Below are 19,577 nucleotides of genomic sequence, written 5' to 3'. Positions count from 1 at the left end.
CCGACGCCAGGGCCCGGAAGGGTCCGAGTCCCCGCCGTCCTCGCCACGCCGCCGTTCCGACGTTCTCTTCGCTCTCCCGCGCCCTGGTGTCGGCGCGAGCCGTCGGCGTACGGACCGACGGCTCGCGGCGGCACGGCTGGAGGCCGGCGGCGGAGTGGAGGCCGGCTTCAGAACACCGACAGCCCCGTGAGGGTGGTGAACAGGTCCAGCGCCGCCACTCCGGCGACGGAGTTGCCCCGTTCGTCCAGGCCGGGGCTCCACACGCACAGGGCGCAGCGGCCGGGTACGACGGCGATGATGCCGCCGCCCACCCCGCTCTTGCCGGGCAGTCCGACGCGGTAGGCGAAGTCGCCGGCGGCGTCGTAGGTTCCGCAGGTCAGCATGACGGCGTTGACCTGCTTGGCCTGGCTGCGGGTCAGCAGCCGGGTGCCGTCGGCGCGTATGCCGTGCCGGGCCAGGAGGGTGGCGGCCAGCGCGAGGTCGGCGCAGGAGGCCGTGACCGAGCACTGGCGGAAGTACTGGTCGAGCAGGAGCGGGACGGGGTTGTCGATGTTGCCGTAGGAGGCCATGAAGTGGCCGAGGGCGGCGTTGCGGTCGCCGTGCGCGGTCTCCGAGGCGGCGACCGCCAGGTCGAAATCGAGGTCCGGGTTGCCGCTCTCGGCCCGCAGCAACCGCAGGAGTTCGCCCGCCGCGTCACCGGTGCGGGTGTGGAGGCGGTCGGTGACGACCAGGGCGCCGGCGTTGATGAACGGGTTGCGCGGGATGCCGTTCTCGTACTCGAGCTGGACGAGGGAGTTGAACGGGTTGCCGGAGGGTTCGCGGCCCACGTGCTCCCACAGTTCGTCGCCCTCGTGGGCCAGGTCCAGGGCCAGGGTGAAGACCTTGGTGATGGACTGCGCGGAGAACGGCTCGCGCCACTCCCCCACCCCGTGGACGGTGCCGTCCAGCTCGGCGACGGCCATGCCGAAGGCGCGTGGGTCGCGGGCGGCGAGCGCCGGAATGTAGTCGGCGGACCGTCCCCGGCCGGGCGTTCGCGCGATCTCCTCGGCAATCCGGTCCAGAACCTGCTGGTAGTCCATCGTCGATGTCACGGCACCCATTGTCCCCAACGAGGCCCGCGGGAGCCGGGACGGCCGTCCGCCACGACCGCCACGGCCTGCGCGACCCGGGCTGCGCCGTCCTCCTCGGACATCGTCCGGGCCGCGGCCTCCGCCATCAGCAGCCGCCAGTCCTCCTTCGAGTGGGTGGCCGCGCGGGCCAGGGCCTCCCGGTGGCCGTCCCGCTCCCCCCACTTGAGGTGGGCGTCGGCGGCGTAGCTGAGGTCGAAGACCACGTCGCCGAAGATCTCGAAGCGCTCCTCGGGGCTCAGTTCGACCCCCGTGCGCTGGACTTCGATGGCCCGCTCGGCGACGTCGACGAGCTTGTGCAGGCGCTCGATCTGATCGGTGAGGGCCTGGCGCCGGGCCAGCAGGTGGCCCAGGGCGTTCGCCTGCGGGTCCGCCAGGATGTCGGCGATCTGCTCCAGGGGGAAGCCGAGTTCGCGGTAGAAGAGGATCTGCTGCAGCCTGGCGAGGTCCACACTGCTGTAGAGGCGGTAGCCGGCCGGGCCGCGCTCGCTGGGCGACAGCAGTCCGGACCGGTCGTAGTGGTGCAGGGTCTTGATGGTGACCCCGGCGAAACCGGAGACCTGCCCCACCGGCCAGCTCATGCGTGCTCCTTCGTTTCCGCGCGTTCCCTGCGTCCCGTGCGTTCCCTGCGTTCCGTGCGCCTCACCGTGCAGCCTGACCCGGGGGAGGGTCAACCCGCGACGAGGGCGGCGGGGCGGGCTGCCGCGGGACGGGCTGCCGCGGGCGGCGGACTGCTGCCGCGTGCGGGGGTTCCGACGGTGCGCAGGAGGTGGGAGGTCACGTGGCGGCCGGTGGTCCCGCACGGGCCGGTCACCGTGCGGATGTCCGTCATCGGGCCGAACCGGGCCCCGGAAGGAGGTCGACGTCGTCGGCGTGCATGGGCTCGCCGCAGTGACTGCAGCGCGGGTCCACGGTGGCGATCCGGCCGCAGGCGTGGTGGCGGTAGAGGACGGGGGGTCCGGCCTCTCCGGCGAGCCATCGGTCACCCCAGCGCGCCATGACCATGAGCATCTCCACGAGATCGGTGCCCTTCTCGGTGAGGTGGTACTCGAAGCGCGGGCGCGCGTCGTACGGCCGACGGTCGAGCACGCCCTGCTCGACCAGGTGGTTGAGCCGTTCGGTGAGCACCTTGCGGGAGACGCCGAGGTCGGCCTGGATCTGGTCGAAGCGGTTCATGCCGGCCCAGACGTCGCGCAGGATCAGCGGCGACCAGGGTTCGCCGATCACGTCCAGCGTGCGGGCGATCGAGCACGCCATCCCACCGAATTGTGTGCGCTGCATGGCGCCACTCTACCAGTTGGGGTTCCTTCAAGGAACTCTGGATGCTACGATCAGCCCATCAGGGTCTCTTCAAGGAACTCCGAGGGAAGTGCCATGAGCAAGGTGTTCGCAGCCCTGGCCGTCTCGGTCGACGGCCGCATCACGGGCGACCACCCCCGGCCCGGCTCAGGCCTGGGTGACGGCGGGACGCTCTTCGACTGGTACGGCGACCCGCGCAACGCCGCCGTATACGACAAGCTCCTCGACCGCGTGGGCGCGGTCGTCACCGGGCGTACCACGTACGACGATTCCGAGGGCTTCGGCGGCGGCAGCCCCCATCCGACGGCCCCGATGGTCGTGCTCAGCCACCGCCCGCAGCCTGCCGAGCACGCCGGCTCCCCGCGTCAGGCCTTCGCCACCTCGATCCAGGACGCGATCGGGCAGGCCCGGGCCCTGGCGGGCGGGCGGGACGTGGCGATCCAGGGCGGCGCCACCCTGACTGCGGCCATCGAGGCGGGCCTGGTCGACGAGGTGGTCCTGCACCAGGTGCCGGTCCTCCTCGGCGCCGGCCGTCCGTTCTTCGGACGCCTCCCCGAGCACGTCCGGCTCACCCTGGTCGACGCCGTCCCCGGCGCCGGCGTCGTCCACCTCCACTACCGGATCGACCACTGAGGAGTTCCACCGTGCTGAGTGACAACGTGCGCGCCGTCCTGGACGGAACCCCGATCGCCCACCTGGCGACGATCATGCCCGACGGGTCCCCGCACTCGGTCCCGCTGTGGATCGGGACCGTCGGCGACCAGGTCGCGTTCCTGACCGGACCGGCCTCCCGCAAGGCGCGCAACCTGCGCCGCGACCCCAGGGTGGCCGTCTCGCTCACCCCGCCCGACAACCCGTTCCTGCCCGTCATGCTCCGCGGACGGGTCGTCAAGTGGCTCGACGGCGAGGAGGGGTGGAAGGTGGTCGACGAGATCGCCGGCAAGTACATCGGCGCGCCCTACGGCCGGGACCAGGAACGAATCGTGGGCCTGATCGAGGTCGACCACCAGAAGACGGGGATGTGACGCGGGTGGCCTCGCACGTGAGCGACGAACAGATCCGGGAACTGGCGGCGACCGCAAGGCCCTTCAGCCTGGCGGAACTCCGCTGGGGCCCGGCGCGGCACCAGGAGGGGGCGGAGGCGATCGAGCTCGAACACCAGCGACGCATGGTGTCCCTGCGCGCCGACGGCGTGATCGCCGTCCTGTGCCCGGTCGCCTCGGACACCGTCGCAGGACTGGCCATCATGACCGTGCCGACCGGTGAGGCCGAAGAGATCATGGCTGCGGACCCCTGCGTCCGGGCCGGAATGATGACCTGCGACGTCCTTCCGTGCTTCGGCTTTCCCGGTGACCGCCTGCCCGGATAGGACCGTCCCGGCAGGCTGGGCGGGCCGGGACGGGGCTGTTCCGAATTGCCCCGGCCGGTGGGGGGAGTTCAGTGGGGCGGGGGGCCGAGGAGGCCCGTTTCGTGGGCGAGGATCGCGGCCTGGACGCGGTTGTCCAGGCCGAGGCGGGTGAGGATGCGGTTGACGCGGCTCTTGACGGTGCCTTCGGTGAGGCCGAGGCTGTCCGCGATCTGGGCGTTGGAACGGCCGCGGGCGACCAGGACCAGGACTTCCAGTTCCCGTTCGGTGAGTGCTTCGAGTGCCCGTTCGCGGTCGTCGTGGACGCGTGGGGTGCCGATCAGCAGTGCTGCGGGCAGTGCGGTCACCGCTCCGATGAGGCGGCGGGTCACGCTCGGGGCGAGGACGGACTCGCCGTCGGCCACCACCCGGATCGCCCGGGCCAGTTCGTCGGGGCGGCTGTTCTTCAGCAGGAATCCGGTGGCTCCGGCCCGCAGGGCGGCGTGCACGTACTCGTCGTGGTCGAAGGTGGTGAGGACGAGGACGCGTGGGGCGGGGTGGTCGGTGTGGGGCCAGTCGGCGAGGATCCGCCGGGTGGCCTCGACGCCGGTCGTGCCGGGCATCCGCACGTCCATCAGGACCACGTCCGGGCGCAGTTCGAAGGCCAGTGCCACGGCCTGTTCCCCGTCGCCGGCCGTCCCGACCGCCCGGAGGTCCTCCGGGCGGTCGATCACGGCGCGCAGCGCTTCGCGCACCATCTCCTGGTCGTCCACCACCAGCACCGCGAGCGGGGTCACGGCACCGCTCCCGCTGCCGGGTCCAGGGCTCCTGACGGTGTGTCGGCCTCCAGCGGCAGGGCGACGGACAGCCGCCATCCGCCGTCGTCGCGCGGCCCGGCGTGCACCGTTCCGTCGAACGCGGCGGCCCGTTCGCGGATGCCGAGCAGGCCCCGTCCGGAACCCGGTACGGGGCGGTGCCCGGGGGCCGGCGGGCCGTTCTCGACCAGGAGGGTCAGGGCGTCGGCGGTCCTGCGCGCCTCGATCCGCACCCGGGTGGGACCGGCGTGCTTGAGGACGTTGGTCAGTGCCTCCTGGGCGACGCGGTAGGCGGAGAGTTGGAGCGCCGCCGTGAGCGCGCCGGGTGCGGCCAGGGCGTCGTCCACCGAGGCGGTCACCCGGCAGCCCGCGGCCTCCAGCACGGACGCCAGCCGGTCCAGGTGGGCCAGTGACGGTTCCGGTGCGAGGTCGTCGGCGGCGTCCGCCGGTGCCAGCAGTCCGAGGATGCGCCGCATCTCCACCAGGGCGGTGTCGGCGGTCCGCGCGATCCGCTCCACCCCGGGCCGTCCGCCGCCGGGGTCGCCGCTCTCCCCGGCGAGCGCTTCGCCGGTGGCGCGGGCCTGGACGGCGATCGCGCTGATGTGGTGGGCGACGACGTCGTGCAGGTCGCGGGCGATGCGGGCCCGTTCGGTGAGGACGGCCTGCCGGGCGTTGGCCTCCCGTTCGGCGCGCAGGCGGGCGTTGAGCAGGCGCAGCCGCCCGGCCTGGACGCCGATCCGTCGTCGTCCCCGGCCCAGGAACCAGGCGGTGGTGAGGAAGACCGTGTACGTGGTGGCGCTGATCGGCTCGACGGAGCCGAGGTGCGCGGGCAGGGCGCGTCCGCAGAGCAGGTCGGTGGCGACGGCGGTGGCCAGTGCGAGCGCCGCGGCGGGTGCGCTGCGCGCCGCGGGCGCGTAGCGGGCGGCGGCGTACACCCCGAGGACGAGCAGGTAGGGGCCGGGTGTCTTGCCCGGCACCGGGTCGGCCGCGGCGAACAGCACGAAGGCGGCGGTCATCGCGGTGAGGACGGCCACCGGCCGGTGGCGGCGCCACAGCAGGGGCACGGTCTGCGCGCCCCAGAGCACGGCGCCGGCCGCGCTCGGCGCGGGGCCGCGGGCCAGCAGGGTGAGCACGTCGAAGGCGGTCAGGCCGGCGCCGAGCGCCGCGTCCGGCAGCCACGGCCGTCGGGCCAGCAGGTCGGCGCACCGGTGGGTGAGGCGGCGCGCTGCGGCCGCCGGGTCCGTTGTCATCACTGGTCGTCAAGGCTAACGGCCGGTGCGCGGGCTGCGATCCGCCGTCCGGCCGCATCGAAAGGTGCGTGCGCGGGGGCGGCCTCGCCCGGCGGGACGATCCGCGCGGTGCCGGTCCGTCCCTAGCGTCGGCTGCGGTCCGGAGTCCTCCGGGCCGACCGCCGACCGATCGGACCGACCCGCCGTGACCGACCGTCCGTCCCTGCGCGCCGCCACCGGGCCCGCGCTCCTGCTGCTGCTCGGGACCGTCGCCCAGTGCTTCGCCGTCGGCGGGCGCTTCGACCTGGCGCCGGCCGCCTGGCTCTTCCCCGTCCTGCTGCTGCGCTTCACCCGGACCGGCCGGGCCTGGTGGGGCGGGCTGGGCGTCTGGGCGGCCAACACCGTGGCCGCGCTGTGCTGGCTGGTGGAGTCCCGGATGGGCCTCGTGCCCGTCACCGTCGCCGGGGCGGCCGCCCTCTCCGCCCTGCTCGCGCTGCCGTTCCTGCTCGACCGGCTGCTGGCGGCCCGGCTGCGGCCGACCGCCGCGCTGCTGCTGTTCCCCGCGGCGTTCGCCGGGGCGGAGTTCCTGATCACCCTGGTCTCGCCGTTCGGCACCGCGTACGGCAACCTCGCGGTCACCCAGGACGGCGACCTGCCGCTGCTCCAACTGCTCCCGCTGACCGGCTCGTACGGCGTGGCCTTCCTCGTCGGCTGGTTCGCCGCCGTGGCCAACCGCCTGCTGGAGCAGCGCTCGTGGCGCCCGGCTCGCCGGGCCGTCGCCGTCCACCTGGCCGTCCTGCTGGCGGTGCTGGGCGCGGGGAGCGTCCGGCTCGCCTTCCTCCCGCCGCGGGCGCCGACCGTCCGGGTCGCCGGGGTCAGCGCCGACCGGGCCGCCCTGGACGGGCAGCGGGCCGCCTTCGCCCGGGTGCCCGGCGGCTCGCGCCGCGACCTCGCCACGGCGCCGCCCGCCGAGCTCCTGCCGGCCGTCACCGCCGTCGAACGCAGCCTGCTCGACGCCACCCGGCGGGAGGCCGGGGCCGGCGCGAAGATCGTGGTCTGGCCCGAGGGCGCCGTCAAGGCCCAGGAGTCGTACGCGGGTTCGGTGATCGCGCACGCCCAGGAGGAGGCGCGCCGTTCCGGGGTCTACCTGGAGATCGGCATCGAGACCTTCGGCGCCACCGGCCCGGCGTACGGCCGCGACATGGTGCTGCTGATCGACCCGGCGGGCGCCGTCCGGTGGACGTACGACAAGGCGCACCCCGTCCCCGGCTCCGAGTCCTACACCCCCGGCGACGGCGAGGTGCCCGTCGTGGACACCCCGTACGGCCGCCTCGCCACCGTGATCTGCTACGACGCGGACTTCCCCGCACTGATGCGCGTCGACGCCGACATCATGCTCGTCCCCGCCCACGACTGGCGGGAGTACGGCCTCGCGCACACCCGCAAGGCCGCCCTGCGCGCCGTCGAGAACGGCTACGCGCTCTTCCGCCAGGACTCCGAGGGCGTCACCGCGGCCTTCGACCGCCAGGGCCGGGTGCTGGCGACCACCGACTACTTCACCACCGACCGCCAGGCCACCGTGGCGTACCTGCCCACGCGGGGGGCGCCGACCCCCTACACCCGGATCGGCGACACCTTCGCCTGGCTGTGCCTCGCCCTCACCCTCGGGCTCTCCACCGCGGCCCTGGTCCGGCCGCGCCGTCCCGACGCAGAAGAGCCGAGTTCGTTCCGGGTTTCCTCCCGGAACAGGACGACGTCGCCAAGTCGCCGGCGGGGGCGGCCCTCTCCGGCGTCAACGTTCACCGAGGCGGCACCGTGAACCTCGCGGCACCCTTGCGGCCTGGTGCTCCCTTTCGGACCTGCACGGCTCTTCCGCCGTTTGAGGACGTCGCCCCGCCGCTCCCGTTCGCCGACGGAACGCACGCGGAGTTCTTGGCCGTCGTCCCGCTCTACGATTCCGGGCTTCGTCGCCTGCTCGGGAAACGGGCACGAAACCCACCCCCCGTGAGCTGGAGTTCGCATGCCCTCCCCCGCCTCGTACGCCTCCCCGCGCTCGCTGGGGATCGCCGCCTCGGTGCTGCTGGGCCTGACCGGGGCGGTTTCCCTGTGGAACGCGGCAGTGGTGCTGGCAGTGGGCACCTCGCCCGATTCCGTCGCCGGGCTGGCGCTCCTGGGCGCCGGGGGCATCGGCGAGGTGCTGCTGACGGCCGCCACCGCGGTGGTGTTCATCATGTGGCTCTACCGGGTGCGGGTGAACGCCGAGGTGATCTACCCGCACGGGCACCAGCGCGGGCGCGGGTGGGCGGTCGGTGCCTGGTTCCTGCCCTTCGTCAACCTGTACCTCCCGTGGCGCATCACCATCGACGTCTGGCAGGCCAGCGGCCCCGCCGGCGAGCACGGCGTGCCGCAGCCCGTCCCCGCCACCGTGGTCAACGCCTGGTGGAGCACCTGGATCGCCGGCCTCCTGCTGGCCCGGATGCCTGCACCGGCGACGGTGACCGCCTCCGAGTTCTGCACCGCCGCGGCCGCCGTCCTGGCGATCCTGGTGGTGCGGCGCCTGACGGCCATGCAGGAACGGCACGCCCAAGCCGCCCGGGCCGTCGCGGCCGTCCCCGCCTACTGGGCACCCGCCGGACAGTCCTGACCTGTCAGGGCACACGTGCCGCACGTGCCGCACGCCTCCGGGGTCCCGACCGGGACGCATTTGCGTTGGAGCGCGCTCCAACTCCTAGCTTCGGCGGCATGCGATACATCAAACTCGGAACGACCGGGCTGGAAGTCTCCGCCATCGCCCTCGGCTGCATGAGCTTCGGCGAACCGGGCCGGGGCGGCGAGCCCTGGTCGCTGGGCGCGGACGCCAGCCGGGACATCATCAAGCAGGCTCTCGAGGGCGGCGTCAACTTCCTCGACACGGCCAACGGGTACAGCGCCGGAAGCAGCGAGGAGATCGTCGGCCAGGCGGTCAGGGACTTCGCCCGGCGCGAGGAGGTCGTCCTCTCCACCAAGGTCTGGATGCGGATGCGCCCCGGCCCGAACGGCGCCGGGCTGTCCCGCAAGGCGATCTTCGCCGAGCTCGACGCCTCCCTGAAGCGGCTGGGGACCGACTACATCGACCTGTACCAGATCCACCGCTGGGACTACGACACCCCGATCGAGGAGACCCTGGAGGCGCTGCACGACGCGGTCAGGTCCGGGAAGGTCCGCTACCTCGGGGCCTCTTCCATGCGCGCCTGGCAGTTCACCAAGGCCCTGTACCTGGCTGACCTGAACGGCTGGACCCGGTTCGTGTCGATGCAGGACCACTACAACCTCATCCACCGGGAAGCGGAGCGGGAGATGCTCCCGCTCTGCGCCGATCAGGGCATCGGCGTGATCCCGTGGAGCCCGCTGGCGCGGGGCAGGCTGACGCGGACCGGGAACACCGTCACGGCGCGGGCCGGGACCGACCCGGGTGGCGAGATCCTCTACCGCGACGACGACCAGGCGGTGGCCGAGCGCGTCCACGAGATCGCGGGCCGGCGCGGGCTGTCCCCGGCCCAGGTCGCCCTGGCCTGGGTGATGCGCAACCCGGTGGTGACCGCGCCCATCGTCGGGGTCACCAAGCCGGCCCAGCTGGCCGAGGCGGTCGCCGCGGTGGACGTCGAACTCGACGAGGACGAGGCCGCCTATCTGGAAGAGCCCTACCAGCCGCACGAGACCGCGTACTTGGAGGAGTCCTTCTACAAGCGGCAGCCCGTGTCGGGCTCCCGGTAGTCCCGGCCGGCCGCAGGGCTCTCCCCGAGTCCGCGGCCCCGGGCCCTGCCTCCGCAGCCCTGCGATCGGCCGGCGCGGCGCCCCTCTCCGGGCGTGGACGGAGCCGATCAGGGCGGTACTGGACCCGGTGGGGCGGTGTCGGTGCCGTTTGCCCGGCAGGCGGGGGTGGGGGCGGGGGTCGGGTCGGGGTTACAGGTCGCCGTGGAGGTGGGCGGGGGTGGTGAGCAGGAGGAGGTGTCCGGCCTGGGCGGCGGGGCGGAAGTCGAAGGGGGTGGTGAAGGGGCCGGTGATCAGGAGCAGGGTGTGGTGGTCGCGCAGGCGGCGGCGCCAGTGGCGGTCGGCGGGGATGTGGCCGTCGAACCAGAGGGTGCCGTCGGGGCGGTGCAGGGTCAGGCGGTAGTCGTCCAGGACGGCCGACCAGCCGGGGTGCGGGTCGGCGGAGCGCTGGAGGGTGTCGAGGCCGGTCCAGCCGTCCGCGGCGAGCACCTGGCGGTGAGGGCAGGCGGGGACGACCAGGACCGGGCGGCCGTCGGGCATCAACTCCGGCCAGGGCCCGCCGTGCAGGCCGGTGCTGTCGATCATCTCCACACCGGCCCCCTTCCCCCGACCAGGCCACCCACCCAGCTGCCCAGGGGGTTTCCCGAGGACAACAACATCATCAGGCAGGACACGGCCCCGAAGAGGGCGAACGGGAAAATGAACTGACACGACGTCAATAGCCTTCGGGGGCCTCACCGGTCATGCCCTCACCGGTCATAGCGCCCCCGGGTATGGCGTCGCGGACCTCGGCGGTGTCGACGAACTGCTCGAAGCGGACGATGCGGCCGCCGCACACGACGAAGTGGCGGGCGACGCGCACGTCGGTCGGGCGGCGGGTGGCCTTGTTGACGGGGGTGCAGCGGGCCAGGACGACGACGTTCTCGCCGTCGACGACGTAGGCGCCGTCGTGGCGCGCAGGGCCTCCAGGTCGTCGGCCGCGGAGGCGAGGTGCCGGCGGGCGATCAGCACGCCGTGGTCGGGGTAGCGCTCGACCAGGGCGTCGGTCAGCGCGGCGGCGTCGGCGGCCCGGGCGAGTTCCTCCGCGAACGCGGTCAGGTACTCGCGGGTGTCGGTGACGGCGGTGACGTCGGCCGCCGCCCCGGGCAGGCGGTGGCCGGGGACGACCAGCAGCGCCGCGCGTTCGCCGGCCACCGGGGTCGCCGTCTTGTTCTTGCTCCCGACGGGGAGGTCCAGGTCGAGGACCGTGAAGTCCGGGGTGCTCACGGAGGTGCTCCGTCTGATGGCCGGGCGGGACGGATCCGGGAGGCCGGGAGGCCGCGGTGCCGTCAGGCAACTCAGACCCCCACGGAGGGCACGCCGCACGGATCAGGAGGGAAAGGGGTCCCCGGGGTCTACCGCTTCCGCACGGCGTTCCAGAAGTCGTTCTCGTCGCAGTACCGGTCGCTCTCCTTGAGGAGTTCGCGCACGGCCTCCCATCCGGTCGTGTCGCCGCTGAATTCGGATCCGGCGGCGAGGAACTGGCAGTCCGTCACGTCGAACCTGTCGGTCCGGTCGAACGTCCGGGGCCTGACCAGGCGTTTCGCCTTCGCGCTGGGGTTTCCGGTCGCGGTGGTCGCGGGTTCCGTTGCTCCGGGGGTGCGTTGAACGGTGATGGCGGCCATCGACTGGTCCGGGGCGCCGCGCATCTCCCTTCCGTGCAGTCGGGCGTTGACGACCGAGATCCGGGCGATGTCCGCCCACGGGATCCGGAGTTGCGCGCTCGACCTCCCCCTGCGGACGGCCACCGTCACGCCGTGGGAGTCCACTCCCACGGACTTCCGCCAGGCCAGCGGCCCGGAGAAGGAGAGCCAGAGGCAGAGGAGCCCGAAGAGCCCGATGCCCAGTTCGAGGATCGCCACGACCAGGATGTCCGCGAGCGTGGTGGAACTGTCGGACTTCGAGTTGACCGCCATCATGACGGCTGCCGCCACGAACACGGCCCCGAGGACGAGGCCGGACCCGGACACCGATCCCCTGGGGACGCTTGCCGTGGCGAACCGGTCCGGTCCGATCGACCGCCGCTCGGTGGGCGGTCGGGGCTTCTTCCGCCGGTCCGGGCTGCGCCGGGGTTTGGCCGGTTTCGCTTGCTGCGGCGGGTCCATCGGGGCGGGTTCCCGCTCGGTCGGGGTGTAGGTGGTGGGGCGTTGTTCGCGGAGTTCGGTGAGGGCCTGGGCGGTCTGTGCCGCGGACGGGCGCTGGGCGGGGTCCTTGGCGAGGAGTCGTCGGACGAGGTCGGCCAGTGGTGCGGGGACGCCTTCGAGGCGGGGTGGTTCGGTGTCCAGGTGTTGGCGCATCCAGGCGGCGAAGGTGGGGCCGGGGAAGGGGTGGGTGCCGGTCAGCAGGGTGTGCAGGGTCGCGCCGAAGGCGTACATGTCGGAGCGGGGGGTGGCCTTGTGCCCCATCCACTGCTCGGGCGGTATGTAGGGGGCGGAGCCGATGACGACGCCGGTGGAGCTGAGGTGCGCGGTGGCCTCGGTGTAGCTGGCGATCCCGAAGTCGAGGATCTTCGCGGTGTCCTGGTCGAGGTGCATCAGGTTGGCGGGTTTGATGTCGCGGTGCACCACGCCCTTGCGGTGGGCGTGGTCGAGCGCGTCGGCGACCTGGGCCATCAGGGCCGCCGCGCGGTCCGGGGCCAGGCCCCCCGGGTGCCGGCGGAGCAGGTCGGCGAAGGTCTGGCCCTCCAGGCGTTCCATGACGACGTACGGGTGGCCGTCGCTGTCGCCGATGTCGTGGACCACCGTGATGCCGGGGTGCTGGAGCGCGGCGACGGTGCGGGCCTCGTGCCGCAGCGAGGCGAGCAGCTCCGGGTCGCTGCCGAGTGCCGCGAGCACGATCTTCACCGCCACGGTGCGGCGCAGCTGCTCGTCGTGCGCCGCCCAGACCTCCCCCATGCCACCGCGTCCCAGCCGCTCCGTCAGCCGGTACCGCTGTCCCAACAGCGTTCCAGAATCCACCCCGTGGCACCTTCCGCTCGTCCCGGAGCGGGTCAGGACCGCCCCCGAGGGGAAGAGTCAACCACCGAGTCCGGCTCGCCGACAGGCCGTCAGTTCGTCGGCCGTCCGGTGCGGCCTGCGCTGCGGAGCGGCCGGTGCGGCCGGTGCGGGGTCACAGCCAGTCCTTCCGTACGGCTTGGGCCCCCGCCTGGAAGCGGCTCTCGGCGCCCAGGCGGTTCATCAGGTCCTGCATCATCCGGCGCACGGTCCGCAGGGAGAGGCCGAGTTTGCGGCCGGCGGACTCGTCGGTGTGGCCTTCGCCCAGGAGTTTGAGCAGGGCGCGTTCGGATCCGGTGAGGTCCTGGTCGTCGCGGGGGGCGGGGCGGCCGAACTCGGTTCCGCTGCGCCACAGTTCGTCGAACAGGGCGCACAGGGGCTGGATGAGGGCTTCGCCGTGCAGTTCCAGTGCGCCGCGGCGGCCGTCGCTGGGGTCGGTCGGGATCAGGGCGATGCTGCGGTCGACGATGACCAGGCGGATCGGCAGGAGCGGGACGGTGCGGGTCAGACCGCCCAGATCGGCCAGCCAGCGGGCGTAGCGCAGGGTGTCGGGGTCGTTGCGGAAGCTGTCCTGGAAGATGCTGCGGATGACCACTCCGCGTTCCAGCGCGAGCTGGTTGGGGTGTTTGCCGGCCTGGATGGAGTCGGGGCGGACGGCTCCCCCGCGCATCAGGGACAGGCACTCCCGGGTCGCGGTCGCCGCGAGTTCCTCCAGGCGGTCGCGGACGGCTTCGAGGGAGTCCAGTCGCAGGACCATCTCGTCATCGGGTCGCCGGTCGATGTACTCGGCGGAGAGGGCGGCGATCGCGGTCCGGGCGCTCTCCAACTGCTGCTGGCGGAAGAGCAGTTGGTTCTGGTTGCGGGCGAGCAGCCTGGTCAGTCCGACCTCCGGGCTGACGGCCCGTAGCGTGTGGGAGTCGGCCGCGGGCCGAAGGAGCGTCAGTTCCAGTAGTTCGTCGAGTGCTTCGCGCACCTCTGCCTCCGGCAGGTGCAGGTTGGCGGCGATCCGGTCGACTCCCCAGTCCGGTTCGGCCAGCAGGCTCCGGTAGACACCCTCCGTCAGTGCGTTCAGTCCGAGTGCTTGCAACACCGCGCCGTCCCCTCCGTGTCGAAGATCATCATCATCGGTGCGCGGCGGGTGGGGGCGCAATGCCTCTGCAGACGAAATGATCCGGCACACAGATGATCTGGCACGTAGATGCCGAGTGACTTGATGCCAGCCGTACGGCCGTGACATCGCCTTCCCCGGACGGCAAGCTCTTCCTCAGCAGCGGAGAACACCACGAAAACGGGGCGAGTTCCGCGAACCATTTCACCGGCACGGCATCAGTGACGAAGCAGGAGAGAACAGTCGTGGCTCACTCGATACGCATCGCATGCACTGCTCTGGTCGTGGCATTCACCGCCGGCCTGGGCGCCGCCGCCGTAGGCAGCGCCGTCGCGGACCACTCGGGCGCCCGACGCACCGTCATCGCCTCGGGCTTCGACTGGGACAGCGCGCATCCCGCCCCACCCGCGCAGAGTTGACGGGGTCCCGTGCACCTGGTCGCAGTGGCTCTCGCCCGTCCTGACCCGGCGCCGTCGCAGCTGACGGCCGAAACGGTCACCGATCTGATCTGGGTCCACAGCCGGCCCGAAGACCGGGTCGAGCACATCCGCACCCGCGTCGACCCCGACCTCTACCGCATCGCTGCCGCGATCATCGCGGACACTCCGGACGCGGCGGTTGCGAACCTGCGCCGCGTCTGCGAACGCGCGCTGCGGCACGCGCCGTCCCTGCGCGGCTGGCACCTCGTCCCCGCGTAGGACCTCTCTCCCGAGCACTTGAGCCGAGCACCCGCGCACCTGGGTGCAGTCGTGCCGGGAGATCGAGAACCGCCGGTCCGCTCCCGCCCGAACTCGCGTAATCCGTGCGGAATTCGTGCGCAATTCGTGCGGGGAAAGCCCGCCCCAATGCCCTGGCGACGGCCGGGAGCACCTCCTCCATTCCCTTTTCCCGAAAGAAGGCTGTTCGCCATGTCCGTCTTCGCCAAGCTCGCCACCGTCGCCGCCCTCGCCGTGCCGATGCTCGTCGCCGTTCCCGGGACCGCAAGCGCCTCCACCACGTCCGGCTGTTCCAGCGTCACGCAGATCGGCAGCACCGCCTACCTCAACGTCGGCGGGCAGACCATGGCCTCGGTGAAGCAGTACAAGGGCTGCGGGAAGAACTACTCCTACCTGTACGTGTGGGAGGGCTACCGGTCCACCCACAGCAGTTGGAACGTGTGCGCGGCCATCGTCACCAACGGCGGGCACGACGTCCAGGACCCCCAGTGCGACCGCAACGTCGTGGAGATCTGGTCCTCCGGCGCCGCCACCCTGTCGCAGTGCACCCAGGCCCTCGGCTGGAACGGCACCGGCCCCATCCCCTACTCGGGCGACGTCGCCGTCAAGACCGACGTCCGCTGCTGACCGCCGCCCTGGTCCGGATCCCTTAGCCGCCCGCTGCCCGGCGCCGATACGGGAGCAGGGCCGACCCTCCACACCCCACCGGAAGGAACCACCGCATGGCACCCGTCACCACGACCCGGAGCACCGCGACCCGGAACCGCGCGAGCCGGCTGCTCACCGCCGCCGCCGTCCTGAGCGGCCTGCTGTTGAGCGCCGCACAGGCCCACGCGGCACCACCACCGTCCCCGGCCGGGGCGTCGGCGGCCGCCGCCGTCACCACGCTGCCCGTGGTGGACATGGAGGCCACCGTGCTGGCGGCCCAGATCGATCCCCGGCGAGCCGACAACACGCTGACCCCGGGGGCCAAGGACTCGGTGCTGGCCGTCGAGCAGGCCCTGCAGGCCCGCAACCTCCTCGACGCCCGTTGGGTGGACGGGTACTTCGGCACCACCACCATCGCCGCCTACGCCGCCTTCCAGCGTTCCCTCGGCTACAGCGGCCTGGACGCCAACGGGCTGCCCGGCGCCTCCTCCCTCGCCGCACTCGGACAGGGCCGGTTCACCGTCACCCACCAGATCGGGCCCGGCGCGCGGCTGCAGCGCGACGGGTACACCGTCGACACCCGCACCCAGAACATGCTGACCGAAGCCGAACGCCTCCTGGGCTTCCACCTCACCCTGGACCAGGGCTCCTACAACCCCGGTGGCGATCCCACCTCCGCCGGCACCCACGACGGCGGCGGCGTGGTGGACATCAACGTCGACGGCATGTCCAGCACCACCCGCACCGCCGTCGCCCGGGCGCTGCGCCAGGTCGGGTTCGCCGCCTGGGTCCGCAACCCCACCCAGGGCAACTGGCCGTGGCACATCCACGCCGCGGCGATCAGCGACACCGACCTGGCCACCCAGGCCCAGAACCAGACCGGGGACTACTACCTCGGCCTCAACGGCCTGGCCAACCACGCCGCCGACGACGGCCCCCGCATCCCCATCCAGACCTGGGAGCAGTACCAGCGCACCCACTGACCGCGCGCGGCACCGCCCCGGCACGACCTGAGCACCCGTCGACCGCGCCTCCGCACGTCCGCACGTCCGCACGTCCGCATGTCCGCACGTCACGAACTCACACCGCGAACGCACGCCACGAGAAGCGAGAAGAGAGAACCATGAAGAACATACGCACCACGCTCACCGTCGTCGGCACCGCACTGGCCCTGTCCGTCCCCCTCGTCGCCGCCACCTCCGCCCCCGCCTTCGCCGCGTCCCGCGACGGGGTCTGCGACTCCGGCGAGTTCTGCTACTACTACAACAGCGACGAGGCCGGTTCGGTCTCCGACTTCACCGGATCGATCAGCGACCTCGGGGCCACCCAGCCGACCTGCTACGACTTCAAGAGCGCTGGCGCCGGCCAGGGCATCTGCGTCAAGAACAACGCCGCGTCGGTGTGGAACCGCACCGGGCACACCGTCCGCGTCTACTACAACAGCGGCTACGCCGGTGCCAGCCAGGACTTCGCCCCCGGCGCCAAGGGCAACCTCAACGCCACCCTGAAGAACAACAACGCCTCCCACCAGTTCCTCAGCAGCAGCGGCGGCAACCAGAGCCCCACCAACGACTTCGACCACGGCACCCGCGGCTTCGCCGCCAACAACTGCACCGCCTTCGCGGCCTACCGGATCGCCAGCCGCCTCGGCGTCCCGAACTTCAGCAACTCCTACGGCGGCACCACCTGGGGCAACGCCGCCACCTGGGACGACGCCGCCCGCCGCCTCGGCATCACCGTCAACACGACCCCCACCGTCGGCGCCATCGCCGTCAACGACACCCACGGGGTGTACGGCCACGTCGCCTACGTCAACGCGGTGTACTCCGACGGCTCCTTCGACGTCGAGGAGTACAACTGGAACAACCCCCTCGCCTACGGCACCCGCAGCCACCTCAAGGTCAGCAGCTCGGAGGCCTCCTTCCAGCACATGATCCACTTCTGAGCCGCCACCGGCAGGACACCGGCACCCACGGGCCGAGGGCAACTCCCCCGCCGGGCTGACCTCGTGGGCGTGCGGGTCGCGGCAGCGTGACGAGGTCCGCCGGAGCCGCAGCAGTACTCGTCGAAGCCCCGCCGGGCAGGTTGACTTCGCCAAGTCGCCTCCGCCCGACGGGGCTTCGACGTGTCGTCGGCCTGCCGGGCAGGGAGGGCGGCGCGGGCAGGAAGGCAGGGAGGGCCGGCGGGGGCAAAGTGCGGGCAAAGTACGATCGGTGGGCTTGTGGATCCCGGTTCTGTGAGGAGTGTCCCTGATGGTGTTCAAGCGGCTTCTCGGCGCCCTGGGCGTCGGCGGACCGACCGTCGACACGGTGCTGTCCACCCCGGCCGTCTACCCCGGCGGCACCGTGCACGGGCAGGTCAACCTGGTCGGTGGCGAGCGGGACGCCGAGATCAACGGTGTCACGCTCTGTCTGGCGGCCCGGGTCGAGGTCGAGTACGGGGACGAGGAGGGGCACACCACCAAGGAGTTCGCCCGGGTGCAGGTCTGCGGTCCGCTGCGGTTGGCCGCCGGGGAGCGGCTGGCCGTCCCGTTCGCCTTCCCGGTGCCGTGGGAGACGCCGCTGACCGCGATCGGGGGGCACCACCTGTCGGGCATGGTGCTCGGGGTGCGCACCGATGTGGACATCGCCGGGCAGTTGGACCGCGGGGACACCGATCCGCTCGCGGTGGAGCCGCTGCCGGTGCAGCAGCGGGTGCTGGAGGCGCTGTCGGCGCTCGGCTTCCACTTCCACCGGGCCGATCTGGAGGCCGGTCGGATCCACGGCACGAGCCAGACGCTGCCGTTCTACCAGGAGATCGAGTACAAGGCGGCGGCGCAGTTCGCGCGGCGCTGCAACGAGGTCGAGCTGTCGTTCGTGACGGGCCCTCACCGGGTTGAGGTGGTGCTGGAGTTCGACAAGCGCGGGGTGTTCGGCGGTGATTCGGTGCGCACGTTCGTGCTGGACCACGCGGCCGGGCAGCAGGACCTGACCGGCACGGTGGACGGCTGGATCCGGGGCGCGCTGGGGCACTGACCGCGCAGGGCGGAAGCAGGAGCGGGAACGAAGGACCGACGGGTCGGCGGGGCTGGGTGCTCCGGCGGCCCGTCGGCGGCTGTCCGGCGAGGTAGGGACGGGGCGGGGTGGGACGGGGTGAGGTCAGGACGGCGTGGGGACCATGCGGTGCAGGCCCTTGCGGTCGTAGTAGCGGGTCATGGCGAAGCCGAAGACCAGGGCGACGGCGAAGCCGAGCAGGATCATCAGCCAGGCCCGGGTCAGGCCGGCGTCCGCGCGGGCGTCGAAGTAGAGGATGGACCGGACGCCGCCGACGACTTGGCGCATCGGCTCGAAGGTGCCCAGGAAGCGGTAGAAGGAGGGGGCCGCCTGCAGGGGGATGGTCGCGCCGGAGGAGGGGAGGGCGAGCGCGATGAAGACGAACATGGCGACGAGTTGGCCGAGTGAGCCGAAGGCGGCGTTGATGGCCTGGGTGCCCAGGCCGACGGCCACGCAGGCGCAGAACGAGAAGACCCACAGCAGCGGCAGGTGCGGGGCGTCCATGCCGAGGATGCCCACGGTCGCCAGCATGATCATCGTGGTGGTGACGGCCGACAACCCCGCGGTCATCGCCATCTTGACCACCAGGGTCTGGGTCCGGGTGATCGGGAGGGTCGGCCGGCGCGAGTGCCACGGGCCGATCTCGCTGTCCGCGTAGCCGAGGGCGCCGTCCACTCCGTTGTGCACCAGGTTGGCGCTGAGGAAGCCGGCCAGGACCAGGAGCAGCGTGTAGTAGAAGGCGCTCAGGCCGAGTCCGGTGTGCCGGGCGATCGGGTGCCCCTGCTGGACCTGGACGTCGACCGGGTCGGCGAGCAGGAGCCTGGCGGTGGCGGGCGCGTCGGGGGCGGCGGCGGTCAGCTGTTTGCCGAGCGCCACCGAGGACTTGTAGGCCGCGAGTTGGGTGATCTGGGAGGCCAGCGAGGAGGCCAGCGAGCCGGTCCCGGGGTTGGTGAGCGCCAGCAGGACGGGGCGGGCGGTGGCCTGGCCCGTCGTCAGGGCGCCGACGCTGCGGGTGAAGTCCTCCGGCACCACCAGGGCCCCGTACACCTTTCCCGAGGCGAGTTGTTCCTGGGCCTGGGCCCGGGAGAGGCGGCGCCACTGGACCTGGCCTGGGGGTGTGCCCGCGGCCACCGCGTCCGTCAGTTCCGCGCCCAGCGGCGCGGTCCGGCCGGGCAGGGGCGGGCCGGCGTCGGAGTCGACCAGGGCGATCGGCATCCGGTGCAGGTCGTCCTGCGGCGTGAGGATGCCGCCCATGTACAGCAGGGACAGCACCAGGGCGACCAGGGCGCTCAGCACTCCCGGCACCAGCCACAGCTTGCCGTGGCGCAGCACCTTCGCGGCCCGGGCCTGCGGGGCGTTCACCTGTGGGGGGATTCCGGTCGCCATGCCGCTCCACGCTCGACTCGCACCGCCAGGCCCCCGGCCGGGAGCCCTGCCGACGATAGGACCCGCCGGGCCGCTCCCGGCCGCGACACC

Annotated in this window: 20 protein-coding genes and 2 pseudogenes; 12 read left to right on the top strand and 10 right to left on the bottom strand. The window is 72.5% G+C overall.

The annotated features are described in order from the left end of the window. Positions 1 to 167: 167 nt before the first annotated feature. The 3 genes and pseudogenes from EDD39_RS37030 to EDD39_RS37020 all read right to left on the bottom strand — a co-directional run bounded on the left by EDD39_RS37030 (position 168) and on the right by EDD39_RS37020 (position 2,408). On the bottom strand, positions 168 to 1,100 hold the full coding sequence (locus EDD39_RS37030) for a glutaminase (RefSeq protein WP_123563944.1): 933 nt from the start codon (positions 1,098 to 1,100) through the stop codon (positions 168 to 170). A gap of 98 nt (positions 1,101 to 1,198) precedes the next feature. After that, a pseudogene (locus EDD39_RS37025) lies at positions 1,199 to 1,708 on the bottom strand (MerR family transcriptional regulator); the annotation flags it as partial. 247 nt (positions 1,709 to 1,955) lie between these two features. Next, positions 1,956 to 2,408, bottom strand: a complete 453-nt coding sequence (locus tag EDD39_RS37020; RefSeq protein WP_030463871.1) for a winged helix-turn-helix transcriptional regulator — start codon at positions 2,406 to 2,408, stop codon at positions 1,956 to 1,958. A 93-nt stretch (positions 2,409 to 2,501) separates the two neighbouring features. Here EDD39_RS37020 and EDD39_RS37015 point away from each other — a divergent pair, with 93 nt between their 5' ends. Genes EDD39_RS37015 through EDD39_RS37005 form a run of 3 tightly spaced genes read left to right on the top strand, consistent with a single transcriptional unit; the run spans position 2,502 to position 3,795 of the window. Continuing rightward, positions 2,502 to 3,059, top strand: coding sequence for a dihydrofolate reductase family protein (locus tag EDD39_RS37015; RefSeq protein WP_123563942.1), 558 nt, complete (start codon positions 2,502 to 2,504; stop codon positions 3,057 to 3,059). 11 nt (positions 3,060 to 3,070) lie between these two features. Next, entirely contained in the window at positions 3,071 to 3,451 is a 381-nt protein-coding gene (locus EDD39_RS37010; protein WP_123563941.1) for a PPOX class F420-dependent oxidoreductase, read from the top strand. A gap of 17 nt (positions 3,452 to 3,468) precedes the next feature. Next, positions 3,469 to 3,795, top strand: coding sequence for a YciI family protein (locus EDD39_RS37005; protein ID WP_244257496.1), 327 nt, complete (start codon positions 3,469 to 3,471; stop codon positions 3,793 to 3,795). A 68-nt stretch (positions 3,796 to 3,863) separates the two neighbouring features. Here the strand turns inward: EDD39_RS37005 and EDD39_RS37000 are convergent, their stop codons facing one another. Then, positions 3,864 to 4,568 carry a response regulator gene (locus EDD39_RS37000; RefSeq protein WP_279638474.1) on the bottom strand — a complete coding sequence of 235 codons (705 nt, stop codon included), beginning with the start codon at positions 4,566 to 4,568 and terminating at the stop codon, positions 3,864 to 3,866. After that, entirely contained in the window at positions 4,565 to 5,836 is a 1,272-nt protein-coding gene (locus tag EDD39_RS36995) for a sensor histidine kinase (RefSeq protein ID WP_123563938.1), read from the bottom strand. The genes EDD39_RS37000 and EDD39_RS36995 overlap by 4 nt, the downstream gene beginning before the upstream one ends. A gap of 184 nt (positions 5,837 to 6,020) precedes the next feature. Between EDD39_RS36995 and EDD39_RS36990 the strand changes: the two genes are divergently transcribed. The 3 genes from EDD39_RS36990 (at position 6,021) to EDD39_RS36980 (ending at position 9,568) form a co-directional block, all read left to right on the top strand. After that, a complete protein-coding gene (locus EDD39_RS36990; RefSeq protein ID WP_123563937.1) occupies positions 6,021 to 7,634 on the top strand; it encodes a nitrilase-related carbon-nitrogen hydrolase in 1,614 nt (537 codons plus the stop codon). Positions 7,635 to 7,835: 201 nt separating this feature from the next. Further along, positions 7,836 to 8,459 (top strand): DUF4328 domain-containing protein, encoded by a 624-nt coding sequence (locus EDD39_RS36985; protein ID WP_123563936.1) that lies wholly within the window; start codon positions 7,836 to 7,838, stop codon positions 8,457 to 8,459. A 98-nt stretch (positions 8,460 to 8,557) separates the two neighbouring features. Beyond that, positions 8,558 to 9,568 carry an aldo/keto reductase gene (locus EDD39_RS36980; RefSeq protein WP_123563935.1) on the top strand — a complete coding sequence of 337 codons (1,011 nt, stop codon included), beginning with the start codon at positions 8,558 to 8,560 and terminating at the stop codon, positions 9,566 to 9,568. A gap of 189 nt (positions 9,569 to 9,757) precedes the next feature. Here the strand turns inward: EDD39_RS36980 and EDD39_RS36975 are convergent, their stop codons facing one another. The 4 genes and pseudogenes from EDD39_RS36975 to EDD39_RS36955 form a co-directional block, all read right to left on the bottom strand. Next, complete coding sequence (locus EDD39_RS36975; RefSeq protein WP_244257521.1) at positions 9,758 to 10,150, bottom strand: hypothetical protein; 393 nt, start codon at positions 10,148 to 10,150, stop codon at positions 9,758 to 9,760. A gap of 130 nt (positions 10,151 to 10,280) precedes the next feature. After that, a pseudogene (locus EDD39_RS41835) lies at positions 10,281 to 10,517 on the bottom strand (nuclear transport factor 2 family protein); the annotation flags it as partial. 442 nt (positions 10,518 to 10,959) lie between these two features. Next, the gene (locus EDD39_RS36960) at positions 10,960 to 12,561 is read right to left on the bottom strand and encodes a serine/threonine-protein kinase (protein WP_148089598.1); all 1,602 of its coding nucleotides are present in this window, start codon (positions 12,559 to 12,561) and stop codon (positions 10,960 to 10,962) included. 151 nt (positions 12,562 to 12,712) lie between these two features. After that, on the bottom strand, positions 12,713 to 13,687 hold the full coding sequence (locus tag EDD39_RS36955) for a helix-turn-helix domain-containing protein (RefSeq protein WP_123563933.1): 975 nt from the start codon (positions 13,685 to 13,687) through the stop codon (positions 12,713 to 12,715). Between the two features lie 302 nt (positions 13,688 to 13,989). On the opposite strand from EDD39_RS36955, the gene EDD39_RS42460 reads away from it, so the two are divergent. The 6 genes from EDD39_RS42460 to EDD39_RS36930 all read left to right on the top strand — a co-directional run bounded on the left by EDD39_RS42460 (position 13,990) and on the right by EDD39_RS36930 (position 18,083). Then, on the top strand, positions 13,990 to 14,124 hold the full coding sequence (locus EDD39_RS42460; protein WP_279638473.1) for a hypothetical protein: 135 nt from the start codon (positions 13,990 to 13,992) through the stop codon (positions 14,122 to 14,124). Between the two features lie 9 nt (positions 14,125 to 14,133). Then, a complete protein-coding gene (locus EDD39_RS36950; RefSeq protein ID WP_123563932.1) occupies positions 14,134 to 14,403 on the top strand; it encodes a hypothetical protein in 270 nt (89 codons plus the stop codon). Positions 14,404 to 14,613: 210 nt separating this feature from the next. Beyond that, positions 14,614 to 15,048, top strand: coding sequence for a chromo domain-containing protein (locus EDD39_RS36945; protein WP_123563931.1), 435 nt, complete (start codon positions 14,614 to 14,616; stop codon positions 15,046 to 15,048). A 95-nt stretch (positions 15,049 to 15,143) separates the two neighbouring features. Then, positions 15,144 to 16,052 (top strand): peptidoglycan-binding domain-containing protein, encoded by a 909-nt coding sequence (locus EDD39_RS36940; RefSeq protein WP_208765768.1) that lies wholly within the window; start codon positions 15,144 to 15,146, stop codon positions 16,050 to 16,052. A 140-nt stretch (positions 16,053 to 16,192) separates the two neighbouring features. Beyond that, positions 16,193 to 17,014 carry a CHAP domain-containing protein gene (locus EDD39_RS36935; RefSeq protein ID WP_123563930.1) on the top strand — a complete coding sequence of 274 codons (822 nt, stop codon included), beginning with the start codon at positions 16,193 to 16,195 and terminating at the stop codon, positions 17,012 to 17,014. Positions 17,015 to 17,321: 307 nt separating this feature from the next. Next, on the top strand, positions 17,322 to 18,083 hold the full coding sequence (locus EDD39_RS36930; protein ID WP_123563929.1) for a sporulation protein: 762 nt from the start codon (positions 17,322 to 17,324) through the stop codon (positions 18,081 to 18,083). 123 nt (positions 18,084 to 18,206) lie between these two features. Here the strand turns inward: EDD39_RS36930 and EDD39_RS36925 are convergent, their stop codons facing one another. Continuing rightward, positions 18,207 to 19,487, bottom strand: a complete 1,281-nt coding sequence (locus EDD39_RS36925; RefSeq protein WP_123563928.1) for a YhgE/Pip domain-containing protein — start codon at positions 19,485 to 19,487, stop codon at positions 18,207 to 18,209. Positions 19,488 to 19,577 lie beyond the last annotated feature (90 nt).

Source organism: Kitasatospora cineracea, assembly GCF_003751605.1.
GTDB classification, from domain to species: domain Bacteria; phylum Actinomycetota; class Actinomycetes; order Streptomycetales; family Streptomycetaceae; genus Kitasatospora; species Kitasatospora cineracea.
Note: the sequence above shows the minus strand (reverse complement) of the source record. Positions and strands in the feature narration are given on the sequence as shown.